This window comes from Heyndrickxia sp. FW510-T9, from assembly GCF_058781025.1.
The window spans coordinates 1-6,208 of the sequence record NZ_JBYSWK010000093.1; the positions used below are offsets into that span (position 1 = coordinate 1).

Sequence of the window (6,208 nt, forward strand, 5' to 3'; positions counted from 1 at the left end):
TGACACCATAGTGTCAGGCACCACTAATGTGACACTACATTCGCGTATAGAATATACGTTGTTGAGTCATCATAGGTTTATGAAATTATTATAAGTGGTAAACATTGGGGCATGGATGGAGTATCTCATCAAATTGGAGGAAAAAAATGAAATACGTGATTGCTATCATTGGCTTACTTGTTGTAATAGGACTAGCCTTACTCGCAAGCAACAACAGGGGACACGTTCGTTATCGGCCGATTATCTTGATGATTGTTATTCAAATCATCTTAGCGGCACTTTTGCTTAATACTGAATTTGGTTTGATTTTTATTAAGTGGATTGCCAATATTTTTGTGAAACTGCTCGATTATGCTCAGCAAGGCATTTCGTTTGTGTTTGGAGGAATCGCCAATAAAGGGGAGTCTCCGTTCTTCTTAAATGTGTTGCTGCCGATTGTTTTTATTTCTGTTTTAATCGGGATATTTCAATACTTGCGCATCCTTCCACTCATTATGAAGGGTATTGGATATGTGCTGAGTAAAGTAAATGGGATGGGAAAATTAGAATCTTATAATGCAGTTGCTTCCTTAATGGTTGGGCAATCGGAAGTGTTTATTACGTTAAAAAAACAATTAGGACTTTTGCCACCTCATCGCCTATACACGCTTTGTGCTTCGGCAATGTCAACGGTGTCTATGTCCATCGTAGGAGCGTATATGACGATGATTCAACCAAAATATGTCGTAACCGCCCTCGTCCTAAATTTATTCGGTGGATTTATCATTTCATCCATAATCAATCCTTATCGGGTGGACAACAAAGAGGATATTCTGGAAATACAAAGAGAAAAGCAGAGCTTTTTTGAGATGCTCGGTGAGTATATTTTAGATGGGTTTAAGGTTGCGATTATTGTGGGAGCAATGTTGATTGGGTTTGTCGCGTTAATGGCCGCCATAAATAATGTATTTGATTTGATATTCGGCATCTCCTTCCAACAAATTCTCGGATATATTTTCTCCCCATTTGCCTTTTTAATGGGGATACCTAGTTATGAAATCGTACAAGCTGGTGGAATAATGGCTACAAAGCTCGTTACAAATGAGTTTGTTGCAATGATTGATTTAACAAAAATTCAAACTACCTTTAGCACAAGATCATTAGGAATTATTTCTGTATTTCTTGTTTCCTTTGCAAACTTTTCTTCTATCGGTATTATCGCTGGAGCTGTTAAAGGTTTAAGCGAGAAACAAGGTAACACCGTCGCACGGTTTGGTTTGAAATTATTGTATGGAGCTACGTTGGTTAGTATATTGTCGGCTATTATTGTTAGTTTTGTATTATGAGCTTTTATAAAACACCTTATAAAGCGGGTAAAATCTCAGCACTATTCACAACATTTTCATCAATGAATTCGTAATATAAATTCACATTCAAAATGGCTCGGAGTTTTCTTCCGAGCCATTCTTCTATAAAAATTAAACTTTATGAAATATTCCTTATATTGGAAACTCACTCTTTTTTTGGTCTTTTTGATCAGTTATAGCCCCATTACACAAAAAAAGAAGCGATCTTCTTCATCAAGATAATCGCTCTTTCGTTCAACAAACTTTTTTTCTTAAATAGTCCGCATTACATGCATCAAATATTCTTTTCGATTTAAGGGATTATAATCAACACGTTTCCTTATTGGATATTCATTCATTATTTTATAACCAGAAGGTTTTGTCATTAAAACACCTTCGCCCTCTGTAAAAGAATGCAGACCTCGCTTAAAATTCTCCGTTACATTTATTGGTAAGGTTCCTTTTATCAGAAACATCTCTTTCAAAGGAATTGGTTCCTCAAATTCAGCCTGTAAAGCTGATAATTTAAACATTGCTTTACTAATGCTGCCAGCCGGTACTGTCAATTCAAATTCATTCAATGGTTCAAATACATTTGTGTCTGCATTCTTCAGTGCTTGCATGAGGATAAGAGGCACTAAATTTCTGAAATCAGCTGCTGTCGTGACAGGACTAGCATAACCTGAATGTGTCAGTGTGATAATGATATCAGTAACTTCCCATCCATGCAGTCCTTGTTGTAAAACATCATGTACCGTGTCTTCTATTGCTTTATGGAATGACAGTGGCAAAGATCCCAACTCAACCTCAAGCTTATAAGTCACACCGCTTCCAATTTCCCCTGGTTCAATTCGGAATCCGACCGTGGCGTAAAACGGGTTATCGGGAGCGCCCATAATCTCATTTGCATAGCCAGTTCCTTTTGGTTTTTCTATACATACGATTCGGGTTTCCGAAAAAGAAACATCTAGTTGATATTGCTCCTTTAATGTTGTTTCGATTACTTCTTTTTGAACTTCACCGAAGAGTCGAATATAGATTTCATGATGAAAATCATCTTTCAGGATTTGAATTAATGGATCTTCTTCAGATAGTTCCATTAGTGCTTGATATAGATGGTGATTTTTTACTTTTTGTTGTGCTTCAATTCGTGTCTCAAGCTGAGGGGTAGCAAAATGAATGTCAACGATTTTTTCAGACCACTGTCCAATAACATCCCCAATCTTGATATCTTTCCATCCCCAAACTTTGCAAAAATCTCCCGCTTCTGCCTGTTTTGCCTGAACACTCTTTCCCTCACAGAATAGCTTCAGATTTTTAATTTTTTCCGAGTACGAATCGATTTCACCATCCATCTTTTTCCGATTTATGTTCACATACTCCCTTACATTCATACTTCCTGAAAAAACTCTGACATAGGCAACTTTTTCACCGGATGGCTCTCGTTCTATTTTAAACACCACGCCTGATAAAGGGGCATCTCTCCTGCTATGATTAGCTGGAAACATTTTTGCCACACCCTCAAGTAGTTCCTTCACGCCAATACCCGTCATCGCCGATCCAAAAAAGACAGGATAAAGCTTTGCTGTTCCTATTTGATTTAACAATGTTTGAATGACTCGACTCTCATCTATCAAATCTCCGTTTACATATGCTTCTAGAAATCTGTCATCATTCATTGCTAATAATTCAATCGTCTCTTCCAGGTAATCCTTTTCGTATCGCTTTGGGCAAATTTTCGCTTCCTTCGTCCCTATGTTCTCAACTGTATAGAAAGAGATAATGTTCTCGGAAAGCTTTCCCTTGATATTTTCGATTAAGGAAGTGGACTCCGCACCGCTACGATCAATTTTATTTATAAAGATGATGGTTGGGATTTCAAGTTTTTTTAAGATAGACATGAGTATTTTCGTTTGTGCTTGTATACCCTCCACAGCAGATATGACAAGAATCGCTCCGTCTAAAACAGAAAAGGAACGCTCCACTTCGGCAATAAAATCTGCATGTCCCGGAGTATCAATAAGATTTACTTTCATATCATTCCATAAAAAAGATACAACAGATGCCTTAATCGTTATGCCTCTTCTTTTTTCTAACTCAAGTGAATCTGTTTGTGTATTTCCTTGATCGACTTTACCGATCTCGTCAATTACATTGGTTTCGAATAAAATCCGTTCAGTCAAACTCGTCTTTCCAGCGTCTACATGCGCTACAATTCCAATATTTATAATGTTCATGTATTAATATCCTCATTTCGTTTCTCATTGTCATTTCCTCTTTTCGTTTGTTAAATTCCCGCACTATAATCACTCCATTCGATTTTATAAGATTATTATACTATTATTGGCAAAAATCTTTAAATACATTAACAAAAAATTATTGTAATTCGGAATTCCCTAACTTAAGTGAACAGAGAATCCTTTATTTTTAGTAAATGACCTTAATTTAAATGCTAGGAGGACAGGGGTTCCGTTGATATTTACAAAAAACCACAAGGAAAACACTGCTTTTTTACACGATAACGGAAACTTTGCCCGTGAAACCTAAAAATCAACCCATTTTGTCCTACATAACGGAACTGGTGAAATTGGCACTTCAAATTTCACTTGAGACCGCCAAACTCATATATATTATGTTTCACAAATCAAATTCCAATATTTTGTAACCATTACTCTATACTTACGTCTATATAGAAAAGAAAAAGGATGTGAAAGTGAATGCGATTTTGGAAACTATTAGTTTTGACATGCTTCTCTACGGTTTTGCTAGCTGCATGTAGTAGTAATAGTGAGTCATCTAAAGGTGGTAGCAAATCCTCATATGATGTTGCAAGTCACGAGAAAATGACAACACAATCCTCATTTAAACCAAACAGCGAAGCAAAACAAGTTTCTCCAAAAAATCAAGACCTGCCTTCCCGAAAAGTTATCTATAATGCCAGTCTGAATATGGAAGTGAAAAACTTGCTAGAAATACAAGATAATATTAGAAATCTTGTCAATCAAACGGGGGGCTATATCGTTGAAGAAAGAATGAGTCAGGATACAAAGGAACGACTGGAAAGCTTTTTAACCGTTAGAGTTCCTCAAGAACAGTTTCAATCGTTTCTTAGCAAAGTGAAGACATTAGGGATAAAAGTGGAGAATCAAACTATTAGTGGGCAGGATGTTACAGAAGAATATGTAGATTTACAATCACGATTAAAATCCAAGAAACTAGCCGAAAAAAGACTTATGGAATTTATGAATGAAGCCAAAGACACGAAAACATTATTGGAAATATCGAATGAGCTATCCAAAGTGCAGGAAGAAATCGAAGCGTTAGAAGGCAAAATAAAATATATCGACAATCAAGTCGATCTATCAACTGTAACCATTGATCTTTTTGAAAATAAAGTGGTGGTGCCAGGTCTGGATAACAACCACTTGAATACTTTGGAAAAAACAAAGAAACAGTTTATGAAGAGTATTAATTACCTTGTTTCCTTCCTTTCATGGTTGGTTGTTTTTGTTATAGGGAATATTCCAATCCTGATTCTAATGGGAATTATTTGCTTCATCATTTTTTACATTTGGAAACGAAAGAACAAGACCTCAAATGACAATACGATTGAGAAATAACTTAGCACGTTAATAGAGCTAACAAGAATGGAAAAAAAGTATACTTTGTAATCCTTTATATACCCAAAACTATAGCAATGCTAAAAGGCCTGAGCCCAGTTCAATACCGGGTTCAGACCTTTTAAGTTTCCTAATGAAATAACCTATCTAACTCTAAGGGGTTACTTCATTTCAAAGGGATATCTTTGATTATTTTACTACAGTTACATTCGAACTCTTACTCTGATTACCTGCTTTGTCTTTGGCGTAAACGGTTAAGATTGTGTTTTTTGTTTGGGCTTTAATTTTCACTTGGAAAGTCCCATTATTTGCAGTAACTGCTTTACCTAGCAATGTTTTTCCTTTATACACATATACCGTCGAGCCTTTTTCTGCTTTTCCTGTTACTTTAGTTGTTGCTTGTGTCACTTTATTCACACTTGGTTTTGCTGGAGGTGTTTTGTCTAAAACAGTCGCTTTGGTCGCTTTACTGATGTTTCCTGCTTTATCAGTTGCGGTAATCATTAGGACTGTACCGGCTTTCTGCAACGATGATAAGGTAACTTTAAAGTTTCCATTTTTATCTGTTACGGTTGTTGCAAGAGTTTTTGAACCAGCTTTTACCGTTATCTTTGAACCAGCTTCCGCTTTTCCAGTTATCACCTTACTATTATCTTTTACAGTATTAACAACTGGTGCTGTTGGTGGAGTGACGTCTTTTACGATTACTGTTGTAGCTTGACTTACGTTTTTCGCTGCGTCTGTTGCTGTAACAACGATCTTCGTGCCTGCTTTTTGTTTTGCTATTTTGATTTCGAAGTTTCCTTTGCTGTCCGCTGTAGCAGAACCAATCAATTTGCCACTTACCTTCGCTTCGACTTTTGCTCCTGCTTCCGTCGAACCTGTTATTTTCACATCTGCATCCGTTACTGGTTTGACAACAGGTGCTGATGGTGGGGTGACGTCTTTTATGACTACTTCTGTTCCTGAACTTACGTTCCCTGCTACGTCTGTTGCTGTAACAACGATCTTCGTGCCTGCTTTTTGTTTTTCTATTTTGATTTCGAAGTTCCCTTTGCTGTCTGCTGTAGCAGAACCAATCAATTTGCCACTTACCTTCGCTTCGACTTTTGCTCCTGCTTCCGTCGAACCTGTTATTTTCACATCTGCATCCGTTACTGGTTTGACAACAGGTGCTGATGGTGGTGTGACGTCTGTTACGACTACTTCTGTTCCTGGACTTACGTTGCCTGCTTCATCTGTTGCTGTTACTACAATGTTCGT

At 37.0% G+C, this 6,208-nt stretch carries 4 protein-coding genes; 2 read left to right on the forward strand and 2 right to left on the reverse strand.

Going from position 1 to position 6,208, the window contains the following annotated elements:
* The first annotated feature begins 146 nt into the window (after positions 1–146).
* Positions 147–1,325, forward strand: a complete 1,179-nt coding sequence (locus tag AC3WJF_RS22800; RefSeq protein ID WP_492456352.1) for a NupC/NupG family nucleoside CNT transporter — start codon at positions 147–149, stop codon at positions 1,323–1,325.
* Between the two features lie 272 nt (positions 1,326–1,597).
* Here the strand turns inward: AC3WJF_RS22800 and tet are convergent, their stop codons facing one another.
* Entirely contained in the window at positions 1,598–3,562 is a 1,965-nt protein-coding gene (gene tet, locus AC3WJF_RS22805) for a tetracycline resistance ribosomal protection protein (RefSeq protein ID WP_492456353.1), read from the reverse strand.
* A gap of 480 nt (positions 3,563–4,042) precedes the next feature.
* On the opposite strand from tet, the gene AC3WJF_RS22810 reads away from it, so the two are divergent.
* Positions 4,043–4,945 (forward strand): DUF4349 domain-containing protein, encoded by a 903-nt coding sequence (locus AC3WJF_RS22810; protein WP_492456354.1) that lies wholly within the window; start codon positions 4,043–4,045, stop codon positions 4,943–4,945.
* Positions 4,946–5,134: 189 nt separating this feature from the next.
* Here AC3WJF_RS22810 and AC3WJF_RS22815 read toward each other — a convergent pair.
* Positions 5,135–6,208, reverse strand: a 1,074-nt coding sequence (locus tag AC3WJF_RS22815; protein ID WP_492456355.1) for an Ig-like domain-containing protein, incomplete at its 5' end; no start/stop codon positions are given.

Bases quoted from the DNA above. Each gene is read 5' to 3' on its own strand.
- AC3WJF_RS22800 (WP_492456352.1), top strand. From the start codon at position 147: ATGAAATACGTGATTGCTATCATTGGCTTACTTGTTGTAATAGGACTA.
- tet (WP_492456353.1), bottom strand. From the start codon at position 3,562: ATGAACATTATAAATATTGGAATTGTAGCGCATGTAGACGCTGGAAAG.
- AC3WJF_RS22810 (WP_492456354.1), top strand. From the start codon at position 4,043: ATGCGATTTTGGAAACTATTAGTTTTGACATGCTTCTCTACGGTTTTG.